General features: G+C 60.2%; 23 protein-coding genes and 2 pseudogenes. 9 read left to right on the plus strand and 16 right to left on the minus strand.

The window, feature by feature from the left end; translation table 11 throughout:
- The first annotated feature begins 157 nt into the window (after positions 1 to 157).
- The 4 genes and pseudogenes from N7E02_RS08495 to N7E02_RS08510 all read left to right on the plus strand — a co-directional run bounded on the left by N7E02_RS08495 (position 158) and on the right by N7E02_RS08510 (position 5,464).
- Positions 158 to 727 carry a TetR/AcrR family transcriptional regulator gene (locus N7E02_RS08495; protein ID WP_286581438.1) on the plus strand — a complete coding sequence of 190 codons (570 nt, stop codon included), beginning with the start codon at positions 158 to 160 and terminating at the stop codon, positions 725 to 727.
- On the plus strand, positions 724 to 1,068 hold the full coding sequence (locus N7E02_RS08500) for a DMT family transporter (RefSeq protein ID WP_286581439.1): 345 nt from the start codon (positions 724 to 726) through the stop codon (positions 1,066 to 1,068). Before N7E02_RS08495 ends, N7E02_RS08500 begins: the two co-directional genes overlap by 4 nt.
- An 86-nt stretch (positions 1,069 to 1,154) precedes the next feature.
- A pseudogene (locus tag N7E02_RS08505) lies at positions 1,155 to 4,540 on the plus strand (hybrid sensor histidine kinase/response regulator).
- Positions 4,533 to 5,464, plus strand: a pseudogene (locus N7E02_RS08510) (response regulator). The pseudogenes N7E02_RS08505 and N7E02_RS08510 overlap by 8 nt, the downstream one beginning before the upstream one ends.
- Before the next feature lie 308 nt (positions 5,465 to 5,772).
- On the opposite strand, the gene N7E02_RS08515 reads toward N7E02_RS08510, so the two are convergent.
- The 7 genes from N7E02_RS08515 to N7E02_RS08545 all read right to left on the minus strand — a co-directional run bounded on the left by N7E02_RS08515 (position 5,773) and on the right by N7E02_RS08545 (position 12,059).
- Positions 5,773 to 6,219, minus strand: coding sequence for a PAS domain-containing protein (locus N7E02_RS08515; protein ID WP_286581440.1), 447 nt, complete (start codon positions 6,217 to 6,219; stop codon positions 5,773 to 5,775).
- Positions 6,220 to 6,497: 278 nt separating this feature from the next.
- Positions 6,498 to 7,619 (minus strand): branched-chain amino acid ABC transporter substrate-binding protein, encoded by a 1,122-nt coding sequence (locus N7E02_RS08520; RefSeq protein WP_286581441.1) that lies wholly within the window; start codon positions 7,617 to 7,619, stop codon positions 6,498 to 6,500.
- A gap of 139 nt (positions 7,620 to 7,758) precedes the next feature.
- Positions 7,759 to 8,112 carry a DUF6867 family protein gene (locus N7E02_RS08525; RefSeq protein ID WP_286581442.1) on the minus strand — a complete coding sequence of 118 codons (354 nt, stop codon included), beginning with the start codon at positions 8,110 to 8,112 and terminating at the stop codon, positions 7,759 to 7,761.
- Between the two features lie 39 nt (positions 8,113 to 8,151).
- On the minus strand, positions 8,152 to 8,880 hold the full coding sequence (locus N7E02_RS08530) for an ABC transporter ATP-binding protein (protein WP_286581443.1): 729 nt from the start codon (positions 8,878 to 8,880) through the stop codon (positions 8,152 to 8,154).
- Positions 8,880 to 9,767 carry an ABC transporter ATP-binding protein gene (locus N7E02_RS08535; RefSeq protein WP_286581444.1) on the minus strand — a complete coding sequence of 296 codons (888 nt, stop codon included), beginning with the start codon at positions 9,765 to 9,767 and terminating at the stop codon, positions 8,880 to 8,882. The genes N7E02_RS08530 and N7E02_RS08535 overlap by 1 nt, the downstream gene beginning before the upstream one ends.
- Positions 9,767 to 11,119, minus strand: a complete 1,353-nt coding sequence (livM, locus tag N7E02_RS08540) for a high-affinity branched-chain amino acid ABC transporter permease LivM (RefSeq protein WP_374730755.1) — start codon at positions 11,117 to 11,119, stop codon at positions 9,767 to 9,769. The genes N7E02_RS08535 and livM overlap by 1 nt, the downstream gene beginning before the upstream one ends.
- A 37-nt stretch (positions 11,120 to 11,156) precedes the next feature.
- Positions 11,157 to 12,059 carry a branched-chain amino acid ABC transporter permease gene (locus N7E02_RS08545; protein WP_286581446.1) on the minus strand — a complete coding sequence of 301 codons (903 nt, stop codon included), beginning with the start codon at positions 12,057 to 12,059 and terminating at the stop codon, positions 11,157 to 11,159.
- On the opposite strand from N7E02_RS08545, the gene N7E02_RS08550 reads away from it, so the two are divergent.
- Positions 12,058 to 12,267 carry a hypothetical protein gene (locus tag N7E02_RS08550; RefSeq protein ID WP_286581447.1) on the plus strand — a complete coding sequence of 70 codons (210 nt, stop codon included), beginning with the start codon at positions 12,058 to 12,060 and terminating at the stop codon, positions 12,265 to 12,267. The genes N7E02_RS08545 and N7E02_RS08550 overlap by 2 nt on opposite strands.
- Positions 12,268 to 12,329: 62 nt before the next feature.
- Here the strand turns inward: N7E02_RS08550 and N7E02_RS08555 are convergent, their stop codons facing one another.
- The 5 genes from N7E02_RS08555 to N7E02_RS08575 all read right to left on the minus strand — a co-directional run bounded on the left by N7E02_RS08555 (position 12,330) and on the right by N7E02_RS08575 (position 20,058).
- The gene (locus N7E02_RS08555; RefSeq protein WP_286581448.1) at positions 12,330 to 14,756 is read right to left on the minus strand and encodes a GcvT family protein; all 2,427 of its coding nucleotides are present in this window, start codon (positions 14,754 to 14,756) and stop codon (positions 12,330 to 12,332) included.
- Positions 14,757 to 15,035: 279 nt separating this feature from the next.
- Positions 15,036 to 15,536 (minus strand): sarcosine oxidase subunit gamma, encoded by a 501-nt coding sequence (locus N7E02_RS08560; protein WP_286581449.1) that lies wholly within the window; start codon positions 15,534 to 15,536, stop codon positions 15,036 to 15,038.
- Positions 15,537 to 15,542: 6 nt separating this feature from the next.
- A complete protein-coding gene (locus N7E02_RS08565; protein WP_286581450.1) occupies positions 15,543 to 18,515 on the minus strand; it encodes a sarcosine oxidase subunit alpha family protein in 2,973 nt (990 codons plus the stop codon).
- Positions 18,512 to 18,790: a sarcosine oxidase subunit delta gene (locus N7E02_RS08570; protein WP_286581451.1), complete on the minus strand. Its 279-nt coding sequence runs from the start codon at positions 18,788 to 18,790 to the stop codon at positions 18,512 to 18,514. Before N7E02_RS08570 ends, N7E02_RS08565 begins: the two co-directional genes overlap by 4 nt.
- Before the next feature lie 17 nt (positions 18,791 to 18,807).
- Complete coding sequence (locus tag N7E02_RS08575) at positions 18,808 to 20,058, minus strand: sarcosine oxidase subunit beta family protein (RefSeq protein WP_286581452.1); 1,251 nt, start codon at positions 20,056 to 20,058, stop codon at positions 18,808 to 18,810.
- 246 nt (positions 20,059 to 20,304) lie between these two features.
- Between N7E02_RS08575 and N7E02_RS08580 the strand changes: the two genes are divergently transcribed.
- Together N7E02_RS08580 and sciP are read left to right on the plus strand one after the other, a co-directional pair.
- Positions 20,305 to 21,336, plus strand: coding sequence for a DUF2793 domain-containing protein (locus N7E02_RS08580; protein ID WP_286581453.1), 1,032 nt, complete (start codon positions 20,305 to 20,307; stop codon positions 21,334 to 21,336).
- Between the two features lie 244 nt (positions 21,337 to 21,580).
- Positions 21,581 to 21,856 carry a CtrA inhibitor SciP gene (gene sciP, locus N7E02_RS08585; RefSeq protein WP_018327815.1) on the plus strand — a complete coding sequence of 92 codons (276 nt, stop codon included), beginning with the start codon at positions 21,581 to 21,583 and terminating at the stop codon, positions 21,854 to 21,856.
- Between the two features lie 60 nt (positions 21,857 to 21,916).
- Here sciP and N7E02_RS08590 read toward each other — a convergent pair whose 3' ends face one another.
- Complete coding sequence (locus N7E02_RS08590; RefSeq protein WP_286581454.1) at positions 21,917 to 22,387, minus strand: paraquat-inducible protein A; 471 nt, start codon at positions 22,385 to 22,387, stop codon at positions 21,917 to 21,919.
- Between the two features lie 97 nt (positions 22,388 to 22,484).
- On the opposite strand from N7E02_RS08590, the gene N7E02_RS08595 reads away from it, so the two are divergent.
- A complete protein-coding gene (locus N7E02_RS08595; protein ID WP_286581455.1) occupies positions 22,485 to 22,766 on the plus strand; it encodes a GNAT family N-acetyltransferase in 282 nt (93 codons plus the stop codon).
- 128 nt (positions 22,767 to 22,894) lie between these two features.
- Here the strand turns inward: N7E02_RS08595 and N7E02_RS08600 are convergent, their stop codons facing one another.
- Positions 22,895 to 23,245: a flagellar export protein FliJ gene (locus N7E02_RS08600; protein WP_093001514.1), complete on the minus strand. Its 351-nt coding sequence runs from the start codon at positions 23,243 to 23,245 to the stop codon at positions 22,895 to 22,897.
- A gap of 421 nt (positions 23,246 to 23,666) precedes the next feature.
- Between N7E02_RS08600 and ctrA the strand changes: the two genes are divergently transcribed.
- On the plus strand, positions 23,667 to 24,368 hold the full coding sequence (gene ctrA, locus N7E02_RS08605) for a response regulator transcription factor CtrA (RefSeq protein ID WP_046794530.1): 702 nt from the start codon (positions 23,667 to 23,669) through the stop codon (positions 24,366 to 24,368).
- 140 nt (positions 24,369 to 24,508) lie between these two features.
- On the opposite strand, the gene N7E02_RS08610 is transcribed toward ctrA, so the two are convergent.
- Positions 24,509 to 24,871, minus strand: a complete 363-nt coding sequence (locus N7E02_RS08610) for a response regulator (RefSeq protein ID WP_286581456.1) — start codon at positions 24,869 to 24,871, stop codon at positions 24,509 to 24,511.
- Positions 24,872 to 24,960: 89 nt separating this feature from the next.
- Positions 24,961 to 25,608, minus strand: a complete 648-nt coding sequence (gene chpT / locus N7E02_RS08615) for a histidine phosphotransferase ChpT (protein ID WP_286581457.1) — start codon at positions 25,606 to 25,608, stop codon at positions 24,961 to 24,963.
- Positions 25,609 to 25,670: the final 62 nt, after the last annotated feature.

The raw sequence follows: 25,670 nt of genomic DNA on the forward strand, positions 1-25,670 counted from the left end.
TTTCGAGTGGAATCGGGCAAAACGATGGCTGCTCATTTTGCTGGTTCATGCGCGATCCTTGCCGCCAGCTGAACTCCCTCACCCGAGACTCAACCGAGCTGCGTGTCGAACAAAATTTTGCTTTCCAAACATACCGACCGTATGGTATGTTTACTTCATGACATCCGCACACGAACGCAAGAAACAGCCTGAAACCGTTCGCCGCGCCCTTTTGGATTGCGCGGCGCGCATTTCGCTCGAACAGGGATTGCCGGCCGTGACGCTGCAGGCGGTGGCCGATGCAGCCCATGTCACCAAGGGCGGGTTGCTGCACCATTTTCCCAGCAAGCAGGCGCTCGTGCAGGCCGTATTCCACGATCTGCTGGAGCAGCTGGACGCCGAAATTGAACAACTGATCGCGGCCGATGCCGAACCCCATGGCCGCTTCACCCGCGCCTATATCCGTGCCTTCGCCAAGGCGGAGAACCGACAGATGGGCGAACAGTGGAATGCCCTGCCTCTCTCCTCGCTGACCGACCCCGAGATGAAGGCGATTTGGTCGACCTGGTATGCAGAGCAGCTTGCTCGCCATGCAAAAACCGACAGTGGCGTGCCGCTCGCCCTCGCCCGCTACGCGGCCGACGGCCTGTGGCTCGCCGGCCTGCTGGACTATTCCGGCGGCCCGGATGAAAGCCGCGAGACGCTAATCGAAGGCCTGATTGCCATGACCCGGAAGGAAGTACCGTGAACCCTGCCCTTTTCACTTACGGATCGCTCTTCGTCGCGATCGCGCTGGAAGTCGTCGGCACGACATTGCTGCAACAGAGCCAGCAATTCACCCGTCTCCTACCGACGCTCGGCATGGCGCTGTGCTATGGTCTGGCCTTCTATTTCCTGTCGATTACGCTGCGCGTCCTGCCGGTCGGCGTTGCCTACGCAATCTGGAGTGGTCTCGGGATCGTGCTGATCTCGGTGGTCGGTCTCATCGTTTTCCGCCAGACACTTGATCTTGCAGCGATCATCGGGCTCGGGCTGATCATTTCGGGCGTCGTCGTGGTCAATATCTTTTCCAACACCGTCTCGCATTAAACGCTTCAATTCTGTTGCAAATTCCGCGTGCAGCACGGAAAGTGCCTCTTTGGGGATCACGCCCCAGAGGGGATTAAAAATAAGGCATGGCTGCGCGGCAACGGATCATCCCGATCCGGCGAGATTATAATCGCTGGGTCGCGAACCAGACATTGGAAGACTATGCGCTCCGCTTCACCGCCAAGAGCGCACGGCGCTTTTCGTCGAGCCGTATCTCCCATACGGCGATCGGTGCGATCTCCTTTTAGCGCTGGAAGCAATCGGCGGGGCGATCACGCTCTCCTACGGTACGACCAACGCCTTCTTCGCCATCATCGCCGCCGCCGTCCTGATGCTCGTCGTCGGCTTGCCGATCAGCCGCTACGCCATCCGCCACGGCGTCGATATCGACTTGCTCACGCGCGGCGCCTCCTTCGGTTATATCGGTTCGACCATCACCTCGCTGATCTATGCGAGCTTCACCTTCATGCTATTTGCGATCGAGGCGTCGATCATGACGGGCGCGCTGCAGCTCGCCTTCGGCATTCCGCTCTGGATCGGCTACATCATCAGCGCCGTCGTGGTGATCCCGCTCGTCATCTACGGCGTGCAGCTCATCTCCCGCTTCCAGTTGCTGACCCAACCGTTCTGGATCGTGCTGAACATCCTGCCTTTCGTCTTCATCGCCTTCCTCGACTGGGAAAAATTCGATCTCTGGCGCGCCTTTGCCGGCGTCAACTATTCCAACGCGGAAGTGGGCGGTGCGGCCCTTTCGATCTCGTCGAATTCGGCGCGGCCTCCGCCGTCATCCTGGCGCTGATGCCGCAGATCGGCGAACAGGTGGACTTCCTGCGATTTCTGCCCTCAGAAGGACAGCGAAAATGGCGCCATCGGCTGGCCGTCTTTCTCGCCGGCCCCGGCTGGGTCGTGGTCGGCGTACCGAAGCTGCTCGCAGGTTCCTTCCTCGCGGTGCTCACCCTGTCGACCGGCGTGCCGATCCGGGAAGCGGCAGACCCGGCGCATATGTATCTCGCAGCCTTCGGTTACATGATCCCCAACGAGACGGCTGCTCTCCTCCTGATGGCTGCGTTCGTCGTCGTCTCGCAGCTGAAGATCAACGTGATGAACGCCTATGCGGGGTCGCTCGCCTGGTCGAACTTCTTCTCGCGGCTCACCCACAGCCATCCGGGCCGCGTCGTCTGGCTGATCTTCAACGTCGCGATCGCGCTCCTGCTGATGGAACTCGGTATCTACCGGCTGCTGGAGGCAACGCTCGGGATTTTCTCGATCATCGCCATGGCCTGGCTCTGTACCATTTCGGCGGATCTCTTCATCAACAAGCCGCTGGGGCTAGCGCCCGAAGGTATCGAGTTCAAGCGCGCCCATCTCTACGATATCAACCCGGTCGGGCTGATCTCCATGCTCGGCTCAGCAGCCGTGGCGCTTGCCGCCCATTTCGGCCTGTTCGGCCCCCTGATGGCATCGCTTGCCACCTATGTGACGCTGATCGCCTTCCTCATTTCTCCCGCAACCGCCTTCGCCACGCGCGGCAAATATTATCTCGCCCGCAAGCCGCGCCACAGCTGGAAGAACCAGACCTCCATTACCTGCTCCATCTGCGAACACCCGTTCGAGCCGGAGGACATGGCCTGGTGCCCGGCCTATGCGGCGCCGATCTGTTCGCTCTGCTGTTCGCTGGACAGCCGCTGCCATGACATGTGCAAGCCCAATGCGCGGCTGAACACCCAGGTCGGCACCGTCACCCGCTCCTTCCTCCCCGAACACGTCATCGCCAAGCTGACGACGCGGCTCGGGCGCTATGCCGCCACCGCCGTGACATCGATCTCGATCATGGGCGCGATCCTTGCCATGGTCGCCTATCAGGCGGGCGAAGCGGCCCCAGCCAATGCCGAGATCATCTATGGTACGATCTCTATCGTCTTCTTCGTCTTCGCCATCATCGCCGGCATCGTCTCCTGGTTCTACGTATTGGCGCATGACAGCCGCGTCGTCGCCGAGGAGGAATCCTCGCGCCAGAATACGCTGCTGCTGAAGGAAATCGCCGCCCACAAGAAGACCGACGCGGCATTGCAGGATGCCAAGGAAACGGCGGAGGCCGCCAACCGTGCGAAGAGCCGCTATGTCGTCGGGCTCTCCCACGAGCTCAGGACCCCGCTCAATGCCGTGCTAGGCTATGCGCAGATTCTTGAGCGGGATGAGACGATCCCGGCGCCACGGCAATCGGCGATCAAGGTCATCAAGCGCTCGGCCGACCATTTGTCCGGCCTGATCGACGGTCTTCTCGATATTTCCAAGATCGAGGCCGGCCGACTGCAGGTCTATTCCAACGAGATCAACATCCAGGATTTTCTCGACCAGATCGTCGAGATGTTCTCGCTGCAGGCCCAGGCAGAAGGGTCTCGTCTTCGAGCACATCCGCTCTCCTCTCCTGCCGCAATATGTTCGCACCGATGAGAAGAGGTTGCGGCAGATCCTCGTCAACCTTCTGTCGAACGCCATCAAGTTCACCGACGAAGGCACCGTGCGTTTCGAAATCGCCTATCGCAGCCAGGTCGCTACATTCACCGTTGCCGATACCGGTCGCGGCATTGCCGAGAAGGATTTGGCCCGCGTTTACGAACCCTTCCAGCGCGGCGAGGCGGATAGTGTAAGGCCGATGCCCGGCCTCGGCCTTGGCCTCACCATCACGCAACTGCTGACCAACACGCTGGGTGGCGAAATCATCGCGGCCAGTACCAAGGATGTCGGCTCGACCTTCCGCGTGCGGCTGATGCTGTCGGCGATCGAGCGTCCCAATACCGCACCGGCCCCGGAAAAGAAGATCGTCTCCTATACCGGCCCGCGCCGCACCATCGTCGTCGTCGACGACAACCAGGATCACCGCGACCTGATGCGCGAGGTTCTGGCGCCGATGGACTTCGTCGTCCTGACGGCGACCGGCGGCCTTGACTGCTTGACGCTGATCGAGGGCACGACGCCCGACCTCTTCCTTGTCGACATATCCATGCCCGATATGAACGGCTGGCAGCTTGTGGCCAAACTGCGCGAGATCGGCCAGCTGGCTCCGGTCATCATGCTGTCGGCTAATATCGGCGATGGCGCAGCCTCCGTGCCCGAGGATGCCGGCCACAGTGACGCGATCGCCAAGCCGGTCGACATAAGACGGCTCGCCGACAAGCTTGCCTCCCATCTCGGCCTCAATTGGATCTACGAAACGGATGCCCCTCCGTCTCCACCGCCGGAAGTCGGCAAGCCCGTCAAAAGCCCCGGACCGACACATGTGCAGGACCTGCTGCGGCTTGGCGAAATCGGCTACGTCCGCGGCATCGAAGCCAAGCTCGCCGATCTCGCTGCTGACGAGAGACACCGGCGCTTTGCAGATGAACTCAGCGTTTTTGTCAAAGCATTCGATATGGCGGGATACATGAAATACCTTACGCGGATGGAGACTGAGGAGAAGCAGGATGGCTGAGCAGGCATCTCCCCGCGATATCGTCCTTCTCGTCGACGACAGCCCGGAAGCGCTGGGCTTCCTGACCGAAGCGCTGGAACAGTCGGGCTTCTCGGTGCTGATCGCCACATCCGGCGCCTCGGCTCTCGGTATCGTCGACCGCATCACGCCGGACCTGATCCTGCTCGATGCCGTCATGCCCGGCATGGACGGTTTCGAGACCTGCCGCAGGCTGAAGCTGAATGGCGGCGCGACTCAGGTACCGGTCATCTTCATGACCGGCCTGACCGAGACCGAGCATGTGGTTCATGCGCTTGGCGCCGGCGGCGTCGACTATCTGACCAAGCCGATCAATATCGACGAACTGCGCGCCCGCATCCGTGTCCATCTCTCTAACGCTCGCTCTGCCCAAAGCGCGCGCGTCGCGCTCGATGCGGCAGGACGGCATCTTCTGGCAGTACGGGGAGACGGCAGCATCCAGTGGTCAACCCCTCAGGCCACCCGCCTGATCAATGCTGCGACGAACAGCGACGACGGCCTGGAGCTCGTCGCCGCCCGTGTTTCGGTCTGGATGAAAGAGCGGGATCGCCCAGATTTTGTCCGTGATGTTCCCTTCGCCCTGTCGCAGGCCGAGGAAAAGGGCCTGCAGCTCTCCTATCTCGGCGGGCTCGGCGCGGACGAATTCCTGTTTCGCCTCACCCTCAACAACCGCCAGACCGATACCGAGGTATTGAGGAGCACTTCCAGCTGACGGCGCGTGAATCTGAAGTCCTCGCCTGGATCGCCAAGGGTAAGCCGAACCGCGATATTGGCGAAATTCTTGGACTGTCTGCCAGAACGGTGAACAAGCATCTCGAGCAGATCTATGTGAAACTCGGCGTCGAAAACCGGGCATCGGCGGCCGTCAAGGCCGCGCATGCTCTACATGAAGGAGAACGCCAATGAAGTTCTCTATAGAACTGGATTTCCAACTTTGCCGGCGCGGATAAAATAACTGACTATCTATCTATATTCTCGAATTAGAATATACTCATGAGACAATGCAATCAGGCATTTATTGCACTGCAACCACGAACCAGTTATGGGCCTTGTGCATCCACAGGTTTGCACGATGACACCCGACACGAACACTTCCCCCTCAACGCACTCATGATCGCCGTGAAGGCCTTGAAGCGCCAGTCTCCCTCAATTGAAATCTCTTCGTCCGAAAAGGCTGAGCGGGTTTCCAACCTGATCGAGCGGCTCGCGCTCTTTCAGCGAACACCAGTAATGCCGGCAATGCCGCCGATCGCCCGCAGCGCGCAGGAAATGTAACGCGCGGCAAGTTCGTTGCCCCGCCGCTCGGCGATACCCAGCGCCGATTGGCAGTGTTCTTCGAGTGCGTCAGACTCCAGTTTGACGACGCCTGCCGCCGCATCAATGATGGTGCCGTTATAGATCGAGGGCGTACCCTGCTCGTCCCTCAGGCAGCGACCGACCGAAAACACGTCTACCATTCCATGACGCTCGTTACGAATGCGGTAGCGCTGCTGGCGCAGTGCTCCGGTCGTGATCGCCTTGTGGATGGATTCCGCGACCAGCGGCCGATCCTCGTCGGTGATCTTGTTGATGACCGTCAGGATGGGAATGCCAGATGCCATAGCTGCCGGGTCGAGACTGAAGAAGTCCGCCATGACGGCATCCCCGTACAGTTTATCCACGGCAAGATCCCAACTGAAAAACGCCATTCCGCCGGGAATAAGCGCCGCATGCGACTGGTCATCGGTAAGAAGCATCATGATCCTGTAATCGACAAGAGATGTCAGACTTATTTTGGAACATTAGGATTCCGTAAATTGCATGTTTTGACCTGCAAACTCTTGCAGGGTCGCATACGCGCCTACGTTTATCGGAACACTTGCTTCATTACACCCCCAAGATGCAAAGAAGCCCGGTAAAAACCGGGCTTCTCCTGATTTGAAATGGGACGTTGCAGAACTTAGCTGCCCTGCTGGAAGTAGCTGTACTTGCCGTCCGGGCCCTTCTTCCACTCGTACATGACGTAGCCCGGAAGCTTCGGGTCGCCCTTTTCGTCGAATGCGAGGTCGCCGAGAACGGTCTTGAACGTGCCTTCGTGCATCGCCTTGGCAACAGCTTCAGCGTCTTCGGCGCTGCCTGCAGCCTTGATGGATTCGGCAATGACCTGAACGGCGGCATAGGAGTAGAGCGTGTAGGCTTCCGGGTTGAAGCCGGCGGCCTTGAACTTCTCGACCAGTTCCTTGTTTTCCGGGATCAGCGTCGGGTCGGGGCCGAAGGTGTTGAGCGTGCCTTCGACAGCGTCGCCGGCGATCGAGGCCAGTTCGTTGGAGACGATGCCGTCACCCGAAACGAGCGTTGCTTTGAGGCCCTGGTCCTTTGCCTGGCGGATGATCAGGCCGGCTTCGGTGTGGAGGCCACCCCAGTAGATGATCGAGACGCCGGCTTCCTTCATCTTTGCGATGAGCGCGGAGAAGTCCTTGTCGCCAGTGTTGACGCCTTCGCGGATGACTTCCTTCTTGCCTGCAGCAGCGTATGCCTTGGCGGTTTCATCGGCGAGACCCTGACCGTACGGGGTCTTGTCGTCGATGATGGCGATCTTTGCGTCAGCGAACTTGTCGGCGAGATACTTGCCGGCAACGCCGCCCTGCTGGTCGTCACGGCCGCAGGTACGGAACGTGTTCCACAGGCCGCGCTCGGTGAAGACCGGGTTGGTGGCGGCAGGCGTGATTTCGAGGATGCCGTTTTCGGCATAGACTTCCGAAGCCGGAATGGAAACGCCCGAGTTGAAGTGACCGACCACGTACTTGACGCCGTCGGCAACGAACTTGTTGGCGACGGAAACGCCCTGCTTGGCGTCGGACACGTCGTCGCCGAGTGCGATCGTCAGCTTTTCGCCGTTGATGCCGCCAGCGGCGTTGATGTCGGCGATAGCCTGTTCGGCACCCTTCTGGAGCTGCGCACCGAATGCAGCGTTAGGGCCGGTCAGCGGACCACCAACGCCGATCACGATATCGGCCCAGGCGTTGCCGCTGAAGGCAACCATGGCCGACAGTGCAACAGCAGAAAGAAGAGACTTCTTCATGGATTTACTCCCAGTTTTTAGGTGAGTGCATATTGGGGCTCCAGCGCAATACCCACCATCACTGCGCCGGAAAACTGTTCCACCTTTGGTGTATTTCTTATTCGACCCAAACTAATCTGAAGTCAGAAAAGTCCTGCTGTCAATCTTTCTTCTTCCACGAGAAAGCGGAGGTCGGCTCGTAGAGCCAGTAGTAGTTTTGAACCATCTGCCGAGTACGGCGGATGCGAAATCCGCTGAAGGAAAAGATGGCCAGAAGCACGACGTCGATAACGTAGTAGAACGCGCTGATGAACGGCCCCTGGAACAGCGCGTAATGCATGAACTGCATGACGACGCCGAGCAGCAGCGTATAGGCAACGACCTGCCCATAACCGCCCCATCCATCCGCGACCGCCTTGCCGGCGCGCCACGCCGTCCAGAAGCCGAGCAGCATGACCATGCCGCGGAGGAAATAACGAACGCCCGTATCGGTTTCGAAGAACAGGCCCTGCATGTCAGTATCTCCCGATGCCCGAGATGATGATGGTCGCGCTCAATGCCGGCCTCCTTCAAGATAGGCGGCGCGGACTTCCGGATTGGCAAGCAGTTCCTTGCCCGATCCGCTCATCGTCACCTTGCCGTTGACCATCACATAGGCGCGGTCGGACAGTTTCAGTGCAGCAAACGCGTTCTGCTCGACGAGGAAGACGGTGAGCCCCTCCTCCTTGTTGAGCTTCTTGATCGCCTCGAAAATGCCCTTGACGATCAGGGGCGCGAGACCGAGCGACGGCTCGTCGAGGAGAAGCAGCTTCGGGCGTGCCATCAGCGCGCGGCCGATCGACAGCATCTGCTGCTCGCCGCCCGAAAGCGTGCCGCCGCGCTGGCTCTGACGCTCTTTGAGCCGCGGAAACATCACGAAGATCTTCTCGACGTCTTCCTTGAAGTATTTGAGGTTATCGAGATTGGCGCCCATCTGCAGGTTTTCCAGCACTGTCATGCGCGGAAAGATGCGGCGGCCTTCCGGCGACTGGGCGATGCGCTTGCGCGCGATCAGATGGGTCGGCAGCTTGGTAATGTCCTCGCCGTCGAAGATGACCTGGCCGACACGCGCCTGGGGGCTGCCGCAGATCGTCATCATCAGCGTCGACTTGCCGGCGCCGTTGGCGCCGATCAAGCTGACGATCTCGCCCTTGTTGACCTCGACATCGACGCCCGCGAGTGCACGGATATTGCCGTAATAGGTTTCGACACCCTGGACTTTCAGAAGGGTTTCACCGGCCATCAGACGGTCCCCTCATCAAGCTTTTCCTCGATTTCTTCAACTTCGTCATCCTCGACACCGAGATAGGCTGCAATCACCTTCGGGTCGTTCTTCACATGATCCGGCGTGCCGTCGGAAATCTTCTGGCCATATTCGAGAACCACGACATGGTCGGAAATCTCCATGACGACCGACATGTCGTGCTCGATCAGGAGCAGCGATGTTCCCTCGTCACGAATACCGCGCAGAAGCGCGTTCAGCGTCAGCGATTCCTTGGGGTTGAGGCCGGCCGCGGGCTCGTCCAGGCAGAGCAGTTCCGGCCCGGTGCACATGGCTCGGGCGATTTCCAGGCGACGCTGGGCGCCGTAGGAAAGATCGCCTGCCGGGTCGTCGGCACGATCGATCAGATCGGCCTTTTCCAGCCAGTAGCGTGCCTTCTCGATCGCATCCGCCGCAGCCGTCCTATAGGCCGGCAGGCCGAGCAGGCCGAGAATGGTAAAGCCCGAAGCCTTCATCAGCACGTTGTGCTGGGCGACCAGCAGGTTTTCCAGAACCGTCAGGCCGGAAAACAGCCGGATGTTCTGGAAGGTACGCGCGACCTTCGCCTTCTTGGTGATGTCAAAATCCGGCAAGCGCTCGAGGAGATGTTCCTCACCGTTCTTCTGCCGCATGGTGATCATGCCCATCGTCGGCTTGTAGAAGCCAGTGATGCAGTTGAACACGGTGGTCTTGCCCGCACCGTTCGGGCCGATCAGCGCGGTAATGTCGCCGCGCTTGGCTTCGAACGAGAAGTCGTTGATCGCCATCAGGCCACCGAACTTCATCGACAGGTGTTCGACCTTGAGCAGAGTGTCGCCGGCCATGTTGGATGCCGTATTGGATGTCATCGTCGTTGTTCCGGTCGCCATCAGCCGTGACCTTCCTTGGTAAAGCTGCCGGAGACAGCCTTGCGTTCCTTGAGGAAGGCCGTCGGTTCTCGCGAGCCGACGAAGCCGCGCGGCTTGAACAGCATGACAATGATCATCGCCAGACCGAAGAGCAGCATACGGTAGAGTTCAGGCGTGAAGTCGGGACCGAAGACATGCTTGAGGAATTCCATCTCACGCAGCAATTCGGTGCCGCCGACCATGACGACAGCCGCGATCGCAATGCCCGTCAGCGAGCCCATGCCGCCGAGAACGACGATCGCAAGGATGACCGCCGATTCCAGGAAGACGAAGCTTTCCGGAGAGACGAAGCCTTGGCGGGCGGCGAAGAAGGAACCGGCAAAGCCGCCGAACATGGCGCCAGTGGCAAAGGCCGTCAGCTTGGTCATGACCGTGTTGATGCCGAGCGAGCGGCAGGCGATCTCGTCCTCGCGCAGCGCTTCCCATGCACGGCCGATCGGCATGCGGCGCAGGCGGATCGTCACATAGGCAGTGAGCAGGCAGAGCGCCAGGATGACGTAGAACAGGAAGATCTTGTAATAGACCGACGAGCTCGGCAGTCCCCACGCCTTGTTGAAGTTGTTGGCAGCGCCGACATCGAAGGACCAGATGCCGAAGAACGAGGCCTTGGCGATGCCGGAGATACCGAAGGTGCCGCGGGTAACGTCCGTCCAGTTGATCAGCACGAGGCGGATGATCTCACCGAAGGCAAGCGTCACGATCGCAAGGTAGTCACCTCGCAACCTGAGCACAGGGAAACCGAGGATGATGCCCCAGAAGCCGGCCAGAATGCCTGCAAGCGGCAGAAGCAGCCAGAAGGAGAAGCCGAAATTGGCAGAGAGCAGCGCGTAGGAATAGGCGCCGACTGCGTAGAAGGCGACATATCCGAGGTCCAGCAAGCCGGCGAGACCGACGACGATATTCAGGCCCCAGGCGAGCATTACGTAGATGAGGATCTGGATGCCGAAATTGTCGACATATTTGAGCGAGCCCTGGCGGCCGAAGATCAGCATTGCCAGGAACGGGTAGCAGACCAGGAAGAGCAGAGCGATCTTCAGGAAGTGCTTGTGGAAGAAGCTCTTCTGGTCCGAAATCTCGAGCACGCCGCTCTTGGCCTTCGAGAGCTTGCGACGGTCGATATGCGGCTTGATGAAGCCGACCGTCAGGAAGCGCCCGATGGCGGCAATCGCCACGAAGATGCCGAGCAGGCCCCAGCGCGTACGCCAAACCAGCTGGTTGTTGATGTCCTGATAGGTCTCGATGCCGACAAACAGGAGAAACATGCCGAAGGCGATGAGGCCGGCGAACACGCCTTCCTTCACGGCCTTTGCCATGAGGCCGGGTTCGTTCTTTTCCAACTGCGTCGTCATGTCAGACCTTTTCCACTTCCGGACGGCCGAGAATGCCGGTCGGCTTGAAGATCAGCACGAAGGCCAGGATGGCGAAGGTCGCGACATCCTTGTAGGCGATCGAGAAATAGGCCGACCATAGGCTTTCGATGAGGCCGATGAGCAGGCCGCCGAGAACGGCACCCGGCAGCGAGCCGATACCACCGAGAACGGCTGCGGTGAACGCCTTGACGCCCGGGATGAAGCCGTCGTTGAACGAGGCAACACCGTAATACATCAGGTACATGGCACCGGCGACCGCCGCGAGCGCTGCACCCATGATGAAGGTGATCGAGATGGTGCGGTCGACGTCGACACCAAGCAGAGCCGCCATCTTGCGGTCCTGTTCCGTGGCGCGCTGGGCGCGACCAAGTGGCGTCTTATGGACGATGAACCAGAAGGCTGCGAGCAGGATGGCCGTGATCACGACGATGAGGATCTGCTTGAGCGAGATCGTCAGGGCGCCGATGTGATAGACATCGGTGACGAGCTGCGGGATCGGCTTGTTGCGCGGGCCCTGCGTCACCTGGATGAAGTTCGACAGCGCGATCGACATACCGATGGCAGTGATCAGCGGCGCGAGGCGGAACGAACCGCGCAGTGGCCGGTAGGCGATGCGCTCGATCGTCCAGTTCCAAAGACCCGTCATCAGCATGCCGACGACCAGCATGACCAGCAGCAGAAGTGCGACCGGGATGCCTGCGAAGAACGAGGTGAGGATCAGGAAGATGATGAGGGCGGCGAAGCCGCCGAGCATGAAAATATCGCCATGGGCGAAGTTGATCATGCCGATAATGCCGTAAACCATCGTGTAGCCGATTGCGACAAGGCCATAGATGGATCCGAGAGTCAGCCCGTTCACGAGCTGCTGGATAAAGTATTCCATGCAGTTTCCCTGGGATGCGGACCATGCCGGCCGCACCTCTTCGTTCGATGTCCCTTATGGGATCTTCAATTTTTTGATTCCTATCCGTTTCGCTAAAAATGTGAAGTGCAAAAGAAAGAGGCAGATGAAATTTCACGAGCTTTTGCTCGAACTGGCGCAAATACACCCACAAATGCCAGAAATGCGGCAGATAACTCACAAAAAGTGAGCGCTGAGCGGTGTGGATAACACCGCCCTTAAGTAGAAACTTTTCTATAGAGTTTTCAATTTTCAGGAGCGCATCCGCGATCCGTTGGCGTCGAACAGAGGTTGCGACTGGAGCTTCGCGGGGAAGAACTCACCGAGAATTTCGACCTCCCAGCCCTCGGCCGTATTCGCGATCTCCTTCGGAACATAGCCCATGGCGACGGAGACGCCGGAGGCATGGGCGTAGCCTCCGGACGTCACCCATCCCCTCACCTCGCCGCGCAGCGAAATCGGTTCGTCACCGATCACATCAGCATCCTTGGCTTCGACGATCAGCGTCACGAGCCGCAATTCGCCGCCGCTTGCCTTCTCCTCCAGAGCGCCCTGCTTGCCGATAAAGTCTGCGGGCTTACTATAGGCGATGAAGCGGCCGAGCCCGGCCTCCTGAGCGCCATAGAGCGGCCGGTATTCGCGCGACCAACTGCCGAAGGACTTTTCGACGCGCAGGGCGTTGAGCGCCCGAAGGCCGAACAGCGAGATACCGAATTCCTCGCCCGCCGCCATGATCGCGTCGAACAGGTAGCGCTGGTATTCCGGCTTCATCCAGATCTCGTAACCGAGATCACCCGTATAGCTGACGCGTCCGAGAATAACCGGTGCCATGCCGAGATCGATCTCGCCCACCGTCATGAACGGGAAAGCCGCATCCGACAGATCGAGATGGGTCAGCTTCTGCAGCACCTCGCGCGCCTTCGGCCCTGCGACGGAGAGGCCAAGCAGGCCGAGATTGAGCGCATCAATCTCCACCGAACCGTCTTCCGGCAGATGCTGCTCGAACCAGCGCATGTGATAGTCCTCGGCAATGCCGGAGCCGATCAGCAGGAATTCTTCGTCTTCGAGCGCCGCCAGCGTGAAATCGCCGATCAGCTTGCCCGCATCGTTCAGCATCGGCGTCAGCGTCATGCGGCCGAGTTGCGGGACCTTGCCCGCCAGCATGCCGTCCAGCCACTCCCGGGCGCTTTCCCCGGCCACGAGATATTTGGCAAAGCCCGAGGTCTCCATCATGCCGACGCCGGCGCGCACCGCCTTGGCCTCGTTTCCGACATGGTCGAAATCGGTGGAGCGACGCCAAGAGAAGGCATCCGTGACGCCCTCGGGGGCAAACCACAGCGGCGTTTCAAGCCCGTAGGAGGCGCCGAACACCGCGCCCTTTTCCTTCAGCTTGTCGTAGATCGGCGTCGTCAGCAGCGGACGGGCGCCGGGCAGTTCCTCGTTCGGGTAGCGGATGGAGAAGCGGCGGGAATAGTTCTCCCGTACCTTGGCATTGGTATAAGCGAGCGTCGCATAGTCGCCGTAGCGGCAGACATCCATGGCGAAGACATCAAAGCCCGGATCGCCGTTGATGATCCACTGCGCCAATGCCAGCCCGACGCCGCCGCCCTGGGAGAAACCGGCCATGACCGCGCAGGCCGACCAGAAATTCGTCATGCCGCGCACCGGTCCCACCAGCGGATTGCCGTCCGGCGAGAAGGTGAAGGGACCGTTGATGATCGTCTTGATGCCGGCATTGTTGAAGGCCGGGAAATGACGGAAGCCGACTTCCAGCTCGCCGGAGATGCGCTCGATATCCTCGGCCAGCAATTCATGTCCGAAGGTCCAGGGCGTCTCGATCGGCGACCAGGGGCGGCAGTCCTTCTCGTAGGTGCCCATCAGCATGCCGTTGCGTTCCTGGCGGATATAGATCTCGCCGTCGAAATCGACGCAATGCATCAGCTCGCGCCCGGCCGTCCTGTTGAAATCGATGACCTCGGGCATATCCTCGGTGATGAGATACATGTGCTCCATGGCGAGCACCGGCAGTTCCAGGCCGACCATGCGGCCGACCTCGCGCGCCCACAGGCCCGCCGCGTTGACGACATGCTCGGCGAGGATCTCGCCCTTGTCGGTCACCACCCGCCACATGCCGTCAGGCAGCTGGATCAGTTCCTCGACCTTGGTGTGCAGATAGATGTCGGCGCCGTTCTTCTTCGCCGATTTCGCATAGGCATGGGTCGTGCCATAGGGGTCGAGATGGCCTTCATGGGGATCGAAGACGGCGCCGACGAATTCCTTCGGATCGAGCAGCGGCATCATCTCATGCGCTTCCTCGACCGAGACGAGACGCGCTTCGCCGCCGGCATATTTGCCCTTGGCCAGCAGTGACTTGAACCAGTCGAAACGTTCGTTGGTCGCTGCCAGCATCAGGCCGGAGGTCATGTGCAGGCCGATATCCTGGCCGGAATAGGCCTCGATCTCCTTGTAGAGTTCGACCGTGTATTTCTGCAGCTTGGCGACATTCGGATCGCCGTTGATCGTGTGCATGCCGCCCGCCGCATGCCATGTTGAGCCCGATGTCAGCTCGGAGCGCTCGACGAGGACAACATCGGTCCAGCCGAATTTCGTCAGGTGATAGAGGATGGAACATCCGACGACACCGCCGCCAATAACGACAACGCGGGCATGGCTCTTCATTCAGAATCTCCGGCTTTGCGGCGCCGGCACAACGAGCGCCTTGGGGGACAGGAATGACGTGAGCCTAGCGATAATCCGAAAAGCCTAGTAGTCCGTTCTGCGAAGCCTCATGTCGCGAACTGCCCATTCCATGTCCCCTGCGCGGCATCGCTGGTTTCAGCGCCACTAGCAACAAGCCGGCGCCCCGGATCAGGGCGACGGCATGGGCAGAAGACAGGATGATTGCGGACTAATCGCGAGCGAAGGAGGCGGTGAGCGCGAATTCGCGGCCCATCTCCATCATTTCCTCGAAGAGGAGCCGGCAAAGGAGCGTGGCGCCAGGATCTCGAACGTGTCGTCGTCCGTGCGGGCAAGATTGACCGCCACGTGGCAGCAGAGCGCGTTCGTGGATGCGCCGATGGAGAAGACGTCCGGATGAAGATCGACTGCGACGCATTTGGCGAGAATTTTGCGCACGCTCGGACCCGAAATTTCCAGCAGGGCCCGGCCATCGCTTTGATCGACAACGGATGCGCCAGCAATCCCTATCAAGAGGTTTTCGACGACGGCCGCACCTGATGTTGCGGACACGACCAGCCATTCACCGGGGCCACAATCATGGAGCTTTGCGCCTTCGACTGATCTCAACGCCTCCCTGACGGAAGCGCCGTGCCCGCGATGCGCCAGAACCGAGAAGATTGCCGGACGGCGCACCACCGAGAGATGGTTCGGATTGGCATTGGCCTCGAAGCCTGAGAGATGGTCCTCGAGCACATGCCGATGAAAGAGTGTGAGCGACATGGCGGCTTAACCCTGCAGTTTTTTGTTCTCGGGATCGACGAAGACCGGCGAGCAGACTTCGGCGGCGATTTCCGTCCCGCGCAATCCGTCCCAGACGAGGATCTTCTCGCCATAGCGCTCCCGGCCGGACTTCAGCATGGCAAGCCCGATCGTATGGCCGAGCGTCGGCGAATGGCAGACCGACGAGACCCAGCCCTGGTCGTTGACCAGCGAAGGGGTCGCACCCTCCTTCAGCAGATGCGCACCTGCCTTGAATTCCTTGTCCGCCTCGACCGGCTTCAGGCCGACGAGCTGCGCCCGGTCGGCGGCGGTGAGGCCGAAGCGGCTGGACAGGTGCTTGCCGATGAAATCCGGCTTGTTCATGCCCATCATCTTGCCATAGCCGAGATCGTCGGCCGTCGTGCGTCCGTCGATCTCGCTATGGGTGATGAAGCCTTTCTCGACCCGCAGCACGTTGAGCGCCTCGACGCCATAGGCGCAGATCCCCTCGTCCCGTCCCGCCTCCATGACCGCATCCGCAACCGCTTCGCCGTAGCCTGCGGGAACCGCCAGCTCATAGGCCAGCTCGCCCGAAAACGAGATGCGGAAAAGCCGAGCTTTCAATCCACCGCGCAGCGTCACGGTCTTTGCCGCAAGATAGGGGAAGGCGGCGTCGGAAATATCGTCTTCCACCACGCGGCTCATGATCGTCCGCGCTTTCGGGCCGGCAAGCGACATCTGCGCCCATTGATCGGTGACTGAGACGAAGCGCACGTCGAGCTCCGGCCAGAAGGTCTGGCTGGCGAACTCCAGATGCGCCATCACCTCGCCCGCATAGGCCGTCGTCGTCGTCATCACGTAGTGGTTCTCGGCGAGCCGGCTGGTCGTGCCGTCGTCGAATATCATCCCGTCCTCCCGCAGCATCAACCCATAGCGGGCCTTGCCGACCGGCAGCTTGAGGAAGGCGTTGGAATAGACGCGATTGAGGAATTCGGCAGCGCCGGCGCCAAAAATCTCGATCTTGCCGAGCGTCGAGACATCGCAGAGACCGGCATTCTGCCGGACGTTCAGCACCTCACGGTCGACGCTGTCGCGCCAGCCCTTTTCGCCCTCGCGGGCGAACCAGAGCGAGCGATACCAGAGCCCGGCCTCGACAAAGCTCGCGCCGTTCTTCTTCGCCCAGTCATGCAGCGGCGAGGTTCTGGCCGGTGCCGCATGCTCTCCGCGAGATGTTCCCGCCAGAGCGCCGAAGGAGACGGGCGTGTAGAACGGCCGGAACGTCGTCGTGCCGATCTCGGCCGGGGAGACGCCACGCATTCCGGCAACGATGCCGATCGTGTTGACATTGCCAAGCTTGCCCTGGTCGGTCGCCATGCCGGCAGTCGTATAGCGCTTGGTATGCTCGATATGGCCAAAGCCTTCGCGCTGGGCGATGCCGAGATCGCTCACATGCACGTCGTTTTGGAAATCGACGAAGGCCTTGTCCCTGGCGCCGGGCACATACCAGAGCGGCGCGAAGGCCGGATCATATTCGCCCTCGACTTCGGGAATGTTGGCCGCATAAGAGGAGAAGCCGAGCGCCAGGCAGAGGGCCGAGGCCTTTTCGGCACCATCCTTGAGGCAGGCGGAGATCGTGTCGCATCCCGCAGCCGAGCCGGCGGCAACGAAGGCCGCGCCGACATCCGGCGCCATGAAGGCCTGGGTATCGTCGGACCAGACGGGCTTTGCGCCGCGCTGGCACATGAGATGCACGACCGGCGACCAGCCGCCAGCCATGGCAAGCGCATCGCAATCGATCTGCTCCTGGAAACCGGAGCGTTCGGCGATCAGCCCGTCGAGGCGCAAACGTCCCTTGGTGCCAATGACGGCGCCGTTGCGGATCAGCCGCACGCCCTCGGGCGCAAGATCGGCCGATTGCGCACGGGCATCAATGATCGCGCTTACGGTGACGCCGCTGGCGGAGAGATCGGCAGCGGTCCGATAACCGGAGCCGCCATTGGTGAAGACGGCGACCTTCGAGCCTGCAGCGACGCCATAGCGGTTGAGATAGGTCCGCACGGCACTTGCGGTCATCACGCCCGGCTTGTCGTTACCGCCGAAGACCAGCGGCCGTTCTTCGGCGCCGGAGGCCAGGATGGCGCGCTTGGCAACGATGCGCCACAGCCGTTCCATCGGCAGGTCGGGCGACGGCGTTGCCACATGCTTCTGCACCCGCTCGACCGCGCCGAAGACCATGTCGTCGTACCAGCCGAAAATGGTGGTGCGCGGCATCAGCGTGACATTCGGAAACGACGCCAGTTCCTCGACCTTGCCGCGGGCGAAATCGGCAGCGGCAACACCGCCGATCGCCACGCTTTCCGACAGCAATGAGCCGCCGAATCGGAACCCTTCGTCGGCGATGATGACGCGGGCACCTGCGCGACCGGCGGCCAATGCTGCCATCAGCCCTGCAGGGCCGGAGCCGATGACCAGCAGGTCGCAATGTGCCCAGGCCTTTTCATAACGGTCGGGATCGGCCTGCATGGCGAGCTTGCCGAGGCCCGCCGCCTTGCGGATCAGCGGCTCATAAAGCTTTTCCCAGAACATCGCCGGCCACATGAAGGTCTTGTAGTAGAACCCGGCCCCCAGCAGCGGGCCGAACAGGCTGTTGACCGCGCCGAAATCGGTCGAGAGCGACGGCCAGCGGTTCTGGCTGACGGCCGTCAGCCCCTCATGGAGTTCGGCTATGGTGGCGCGGACGTTCGGCTCGGCCCGCGCACCGGTGCCGATCGTCATGAGTGCATTCGGCTCCGAAGAGCCTGCCGTCACCGGCCCGCGCGGGCGGTGATATTTGAAGCTGCGGCCCATCAGCATCTGGTCGTTGGCAAGCAGCGCCGAGGCGAGCGTATCGCCTTCGAAGCCCTTGTAGCTCTTGCCGTCGAAGGTGAAGGACAGCGGCTGGGCGCGGTTCACGCCGTTACCTGATCCGGGAGCGGCCGTGCCGAGGCGATAGGATGTCATTCGCCGGCCTCCCCATGCAGAGCGCTTGCTGCATCTGTCACGCCAAAAACCTCATGGGTGAAGTTGTCGCGATCGACGACCAGCCAGCGGCGGCAGCCGGCGGCGTGATGCCAGTATTCCTGATAGCGCCCCTTCGGATTGTCGCGCACATAGACATAAGCCTGCCAGACCTCGTCGGAGGCGACGGGATCCGGCCGCTTCAACGCAGTACCGCGAATGGAGAACTCTTCCTTGGGTCGTGTCCCGCAATGGGGGCAGGTGATGAGGCTTGCCATGGGATATCTCAGCGAAATCAGTGCAGGTTCGGTTGGGCGCCCTTGCCCGTCTCGTCGATCACGTAGCCGCGCTCGAAACGGTCGAGACGCATGAAACGCGAGACGTGGTGGCTTTCGTTCTTGGCGATGAGATGGGCAAAGCAAAAGCCGGAGGCGGGCGTCGCCTTGAAGCCGCCATAGCACCAGCCGCAATTCAGGTAGAGATTGTCGATCGAGGTGCGGTCGATGATCGGAGATCCGTCCATCGACATGTCCATCACCCCGCCCCAGGCGCGCAGCACCTTGGCGCGCGAAATGCCCGGAATGAGCGAGACGCCTTCCTGCATCGTATGCTCGACGGTCGCGAGATTGCCGCGCTGGGCATAGGAGGAATAGTAGTCAATATCGGCGCCGAAGACCAAGCCGCCCTTGTCCGACTGCGAGATATAGAAGTGCCCGGCGCCGTAGGTGATGACCTGGTCGATCACCGGCTTCAGGCCCTCGGAAACGAAGGCCTGCAGGACATGGGTCTCGATCGGCAATTGCAGGTCCGCCATGCGGCCGACGGTCGTCGTGTTGCCGGCCGCCGCCAGCGCCAGCTTGTTGCAGCCGATGAAGCCCTTGGTCGTCTCGACGCCGGTGACGACGCCGTTTTCGCGACGGATGCCGGTGACTTCGCAATGCTGGATGATGTCGACGCCGCGCATGTCGGCGCCACGCGCATAACCCCAGGCGACCGCATCGTGACGCACCGTCCCGCCGCGCTTCTGCATCAGCCCGCCCATGATCGGGAAGCGCGCGTGATTGAAATTGAGATAGGGGGCCAGCCTTTGCACCTGCTCGCGATCGAGCAGTTCGGCATCGACGCCGTGCATCCTCATGCCGTTGCCGCGCCGCGCATAGGCATCGCGCTGGCCATCGGAATGGAAGAGATTCAGCACGCCGCGCTGGGAGACCATCGCATTGTAGTTGAAGTCCTGCTCCAGCCCTTCCCAAAGCTGCAGCGAAAGCTCGTAGAACGGGTTGTTGCCTTCCAGCATGTAGTTGGAACGGATGATCGTCGTGTTGCGGCCGACATTGCCGGAGCCGATATAGCCCTTTTCGATGACCGCGACATTGGTGATGCCGAATTCCTTGGCGAGATAATACGCCGTCGAAAGGCCATGCCCGCCGCCGCCGACGATGATCACATCATAATGCGGCTTTGGCTCCGGTTCGCGCCAAGCCGGCTTCCACAGCCGGTTGCCCGAAAGCGCCTGCTTGAAAATCGAATATGCCGAATATCGCATGCCCGTTCCCGTCTCTTCTTTGCCCCACCTTCGCATATGCGGGAGAAAGGACAAGCGCAATCAGGACATCCACAGGCCGGATCGCGACACGGGTACACCATGGCCACACTGCGGCATTTGCGCGACACCAGGAGCGGGGACGAATGCGACCTCCGCCCAAGCGGCATCAATGGCTTAACGCCCGCAACGTCCACGCTCCGTGAGGCTGTGGCTACACTGCAGCCAACGCGATTGCTGGAGAAACCGATGAGCGACCGGACCGTAAATCTCGAAATGCCCTTCATCATGCCGTCCCAGGCACAGAAGCACGTCACCCACAACGAAGCCATGCTTCTGCTGGATGCGATTGTCCAGCTTTGCATCGTAGACGAAAGCGCCTCGCCGTCTTCGGAGCCCCTCGCCGGCGATCGTTATCTGGTCGCGGCGAACCCGACCGGAATCTGGAGCGGCCATGCCGGCAAGATTGCCATCTGGCAGGACGGATATTGGGCTTTCGCCACTCCAAGACCGGGCTGGCAGGCCTGGTTTGCGGATACAGGTACATTGAAGGTTTTCGATGGGACGACCTGGGAGGCGACGTCTCTGCCGGAAGAGGCCGAGATGACGATGCTGGGCATTTCCACAAGCGCCGACCTCACCAACAGGCTTGCGGTCTCCTCTCCCGCCAGCCTGTTCACCCACGCTGGCGCAGGCCACCAGCTCAAGATCAACAAGGCCGCCCAAGCCGACACGGCGACCCTTCTGTTCCAGACCGGATGGACCGGTCATGCCGAGATGGGCCTTGCCGGCAATAACGACTTTTCGATCAAGGTGAGCGACGGCACCGATTGGAAGACGGGGCTGGCAATCGATACCGCCGGTCGGGTCACGCGCCCCAACCAGCCGACGGCTCGCGTTTACAGGAGCGGCAGCAGTTTCACGCCCGCAGCCGGGCAACAGAGCGGCGTCACCGACTTCGCTATCAACCAGGGTGGCTTCGCGCTGGGCGCTGCAGTCGCCGCTGGCGGCAACGCTCTCATGGTGCCCGCGACGGGGCTCTATCTCCTCGCACTGACTGTATCCGTGACGGCGGCACCTTCAGCCTATGGCGTGACGATTTCGCGCAATGGTAGTCAGGCGGTTCTGGCGGCGAATGGCGCGGCGGGTTCGCTCGCAACGCTGTCGGCCTCCGGCATCGTCCAGCTGCAGCAGGGCGACACGCTTACATTCGCCCATTCGGGCACAGCGACATTGGCGTCAGGCGCGAACGGAACAATGCTATCCCTGACAATGATTTAGCGAAAAAATCTCGCAAAATGGTCGATCCGCTGTCTCATTCTCTTACACAGGGGATCGCATTATGCCGTTTCGGCTCGATACACCCCTCCCCTGTCGTCCTTGTTTTTCAATGACTTGGGATGGGGAGGTACAGAAAAATGCGACCTTTGCGCGATTGGCCACATTTGAGGATCACATTTAGTCAAATGTTAAAACTGCGGGTCTAGGCTCAGCGACGTGGTCTTGTGTTGTGTAGAGAGTTCCAATGACCGAAATGATACGTCCCCGGGTGAAATATGTCATCGGCCCCGATGGCAGCCCGCTTACGATTGCGGATCTTCCGCCGGCCAATACGCGCCGTTGGGTTATTCGTCGTAAGGCAGAGGTTGTCGCGGCAGTTCGCGGTGGCCTGTTGAGCCTGGAAGAAGCCTGCGAGCGTTACACGCTCACTGTCGAAGAGTTCCTATCCTGGCAGTCGTCGATCAATGATCATGGCCTCGCCGGACTGCGCACGACGCGTATCCAGCAGTACCGCCACTAGGCGTAAAACCAAGATTTCGCATTTCGGGTGTCGCGCTCCAGGGTTGCGGCGCCCTTTGCTTTATCCCTTTTCCATCCGGCTCCTCATCTTTCCCAGTTTGACCACGGAGGGAAAGATGGCGGCCATGACGGCGGAAGCCGCGTAGAACCAAAGCCCCGGCAGCGTCACGGCCTTCGCAAGACCACCGGTCTTTGCCGCGAAAATGACGATCGCCACCAGCATCACATCCATCATCGACCATTTGGACAGATGCGGGATCGTGCGCCTGAGCCATCGCGCTCGACCTCCCCGGCGACCAAGGTCCATGCCGAGCACGATCAGTTTCGCAGCCGGAAAGAGAACCGAGAGTACCAGGACGAGAACGGCCAGCATCTGGCTGCCGTCCGCCCACAAGCCACCGATCACCTGCAGAAGCGATGGCTCGTCGCTGAAAAAATAGAGCGTCTCGAAACGCATGATCGGCAGCGATATGCCGAGGATCAGGCACAGCGCCGCAAGCGCGAGCAATACGAACGAAAAAATCCGGATCAATCTGCTTCCACCGATAGCAATATCGAAACAACGCAACCATCACGTTGCCATTCACGATAGGCTCTCATAGCATCCGGCAAACAGGATTGGAGGCAGAATGAACATCACCCACGAAGAAACGACATCCGGCGGAAAATATCTCGCCAGGCTCGATGGCGACGTCGCCGAAATGAGCTACTCGCGCGCCTCCCCGCACCTGATCATCATCGATCATACCGGTGTTCCGGATGGACTGCGCGGCAAAGGGGTTGGTCAGGCACTCGCGGAACATGCGGTTGAAGAGGCGCGAAAGGGCGGTTGGAAGGTCATCCCGCTTTGCCCGTTCTTCAAAAGCCAGATCGAACGCCACCCGGACTGGCAGGACATCGTCAAGAAATAGACGCGTCTCGAAGCGATGCCGTGCATCGGCACGAAATCCGCCTGGAAAACTTGAAAAAGGACAAATGGAAAAAGGGCGCCGTCCCGATCCGGGCCGCCCTCATATCCGCCGTCTATAGCCCCGTGCGTTTAAGCGCGGGCGCGCATCCCGCCGTCACGCTCTTCGAGCGCCGAGGCCTTGGCCAGTTCGGCTTCCGCTTCTTCCAGCGCGAGTTCCGCGCTGTCCTGCTGCACGCGCAGCTCGCGGATCGAGACCTGCAGGTTGTCCGCGCGCTGGCGCGCGGCCTTGGCAAAGGTCGGATAGGCGAAGTGATTCGGGTCTGTAATGCCCGATTTCTTCTCCTCCAGCGTGATCTGGTGTTCCAGTTCCTTCGCCATCCTTTCGAATTCCGCCATCATCATCTGCAACTGCTGCAGCTGGCGGCGTTTTTCGTTAACCTGAAAACCCTTCAGGCGAACAAGGCTGTCACGCGACTTCATACGCAATACTCCGTGGATACCCTACCCCGGCCAGTGCCCCGATCGTAACAGTCCGGGGCAGAAAAATTTCCGCGACGTTAATAAATTCGCCGCCGCGTTAACCTTTCGTTTACGGGCATCATTAATGATAATCACGATCGTTTAAGGGTAGGTAAATGCCAAGTCCGATTTGGACAGCGACAATGTGCGAGTCGCATGAATCACTTAGCGGAGTTTCCTCTTCCGTTGATTCAACTGGTGATGGCCAATCCTGAAAGGAAAACAGGCTACTACTAATTTTGCTTAATAAATTGATACACCTTGCCAGGATGGATCATAATTTGTTAACCAATTGGTGGCAGCTTCCAAATCAGGCACAGTCTGGATCCGTAACGAGTAAGGGGGCGACAGTTAACCTTACGCGGCGGCAAAGGGGATAGAAATGCGGGTTCTACTTATCGAAGACGACAGCGCCACAGCGCAGAGCATCGAACTGATGCTGAAGTCGGAAAGCTTTAACGTTTACACCACCGATCTTGGTGAAGAGGGCGTCGATCTCGGCAAACTCTATGATTACGACATCATTCTTCTTGACCTGAACCTTCCCGACATGTCGGGTTATGAAGTTCTGCGCACCCTGCGCTTGTCCAAGGTCAAGACTCCCATCCTGATCCTCTCCGGCATGGCCGGCATCGAAGACAAGGTACGCGGTCTCGGCTTCGGCGCCGACGACTATATGACCAAGCCGTTCCACAAGGACGAACTGGTCGCTCGTATCCATGCAATCGTTCGCCGCTCCAAGGGTCACGCCCAGTCGATCATCATCACCGGCGAACTGATCGTGAACCTCGATGCAAAGACCGTCGAAGTCGGCGGCCAGCGCGTTCATCTGACGGGCAAGGAATACCAGATGCTGGAGCTTCTTTCGCTCCGCAAGGGCACCACGCTCACCAAGGAAATGTTCCTCAACCACCTCTATGGCGGCATGGACGAGCCTGAACTGAAGATCATCGACGTCTTCATCTGCAAGCTGCGCAAGAAGCTCGCAAACGCCGCAGGCGGGGCGAACTATATCGAAACGGTCTGGGGCCGCGGCTACGTGCTGCGCGAGCCGGACGGCGCCGAATACGCAGAAACTGCCTAAGACTGCCTCCCTTTACCGCAAAAACCCGCCTGGTCAGCCAGGCGGGTTTTTCTTTGTCCATCGTTCCCGATACCCAAATCACCAATGCAAAAAGGCGGCCGATGGCCGCCTTGCTGTGTGGTCTGAAATAGCGCTTTCGCTCAGGCGGCGGCAGCGTGACCTGCGAAGACCGAGGTCAGGATCTTTCGATCGAAAGGCTTGAGCAGGAATTCGTCTGCCCCGGCGCGCTTACCGGCCATCATCCGCTTCAGATCCGCTTCGATGACGCAGTAGAAGATGCGTACACTTTTTCCCTCAGGAAGAGCACGTACGTCGGAGATCAGCTCGATCGCTCCGTCAAGCCCGGCATCGACGATGATGAAATTCGGCAGCTCGGCCTGGCAATTTCTCAGCGCTTCGAGGGCGGTCTCCGCCTCGATCACGAGAAAGCCGAGCTCGGACAGGATACGCTTGCCGACCTTACGCACAATGTCAGAACTATCGGCGATCATCAGACGCTGCATAATCCGCTCCCTAGCTGCCCCGCACGGGCGAGCGTGAAGGTATAGCGGACCGCAGCTAACGAATCGTTACGCGCCTGAGGCAAGCTTTGTCAGGCAGAAGCGACTTCGGCGATGAAGGTAATCTTGTCTTCGTCGACGATATGCTTCAGTTCCATATCGCATTCATCGGCGAGAAGAACAGTATAGTAGGGCTGGATCGAATGGGCATCGACCGCCTCTTCGAGCGTACCGGTGCAAATCTCGACGAATTTTGCCGGCACGCGCATCATCCGACCCTTCACGGTGATGACGAAACGGGCGTCGGTTTCCGGGTTTTCGAGGGTCACATCGACCGAGCCGCCACGCGGAATGCCGGCATAGGCGACGAGGAAGAGGTTGAGCAGCAGCTTGACGCGGTTCTTCGGAATGATGGCGCGCGGGCCGTTCCAGGTGACTTCCGTCTTCTTTTCCGCAGCCGCGAAATCCTTCGCAGCCTTCTCGGCTTCACCCGTATCGATCGACGCGCCGACGGAACCCGAGGCGCCGAAGGCGAGACGAGCGAACTTGAGGCGGACGGAAGCATTGAGCGCCGAGGTACGGATCAGGTCGAGTGCGTCGCTGTCGGCCGCACCTTCGTCGAGAAGCTCGAGGCCGTTGTTGATCGCGCCGACCGGCGAGATGACGTCGTGACACACCCGGCTGCACAGAAGCGCCGCCAGATCCGGACCGCTGAGGGTGAGATTGGGATTTTTCGGCATGCCTTGCTCCTGATGCATCGTTTGATCACCATCGCTCTATGTCATCGCAAGATTGTGCGGGG

This window comes from Terrirhizobium terrae (genome assembly GCF_030323265.1).
In the GTDB taxonomy this organism is placed as follows: domain Bacteria; phylum Pseudomonadota; class Alphaproteobacteria; order Rhizobiales; family Rhizobiaceae; genus Neorhizobium.